Origin of the sequence: Pseudomonas sp. KCJK9111 (assembly GCF_046231935.1) — a bacterium.
Lineage (GTDB): Bacteria > Pseudomonadota > Gammaproteobacteria > Pseudomonadales > Pseudomonadaceae > Aquipseudomonas > Aquipseudomonas parafulva_B.
This window is the reverse complement of record NZ_JBJJMO010000143.1, coordinates 1-338: the sequence shown is the minus strand read 5'-3', so window position 1 is coordinate 338 and position 338 is coordinate 1. Positions and strand designations below refer to the sequence as shown.

The window sequence follows — 338 nt, the reverse complement described above, 5'->3', positions numbered from 1 at the left end:
TGGGCATCAAGTCGGCAGCCGACGCTGGCGGTCGTACCTTCGAGAACCTGCAACTGGGTGGCGATGCCTCGGTCAAAGTCACCGATACCATCGACGAAGTTGTGGCCAAGTTGACCGCGACCACTTCGGTTGCCGAAGGTGGCGAGATTACCTACACCGTGACGCTGACCAACAAAGACGGTCTGCCGATCAACAACCACGCTGAGTTGTACTTCCACCTGAAAGACGGCACCACCGTCGTGGTTCCTGCCAACAGCACCGTAGGTTCGGCCACTGCTACTGCGCCGGACAACGTTTATGTGGGTACGAACCCTGCCGTCGTGAACTCGATCGAATCG

The 338-nt window shown here is 58.3% G+C and carries 1 protein-coding gene; it reads left to right on the top strand.

Annotated elements, in window-relative coordinates; all coding sequences use genetic code 11:
- Positions 1-338: immunoglobulin-like domain-containing protein (locus tag ACK59L_RS21540; protein ID WP_409275972.1), on the top strand; the 338-nt coding region annotated here is incomplete at both ends.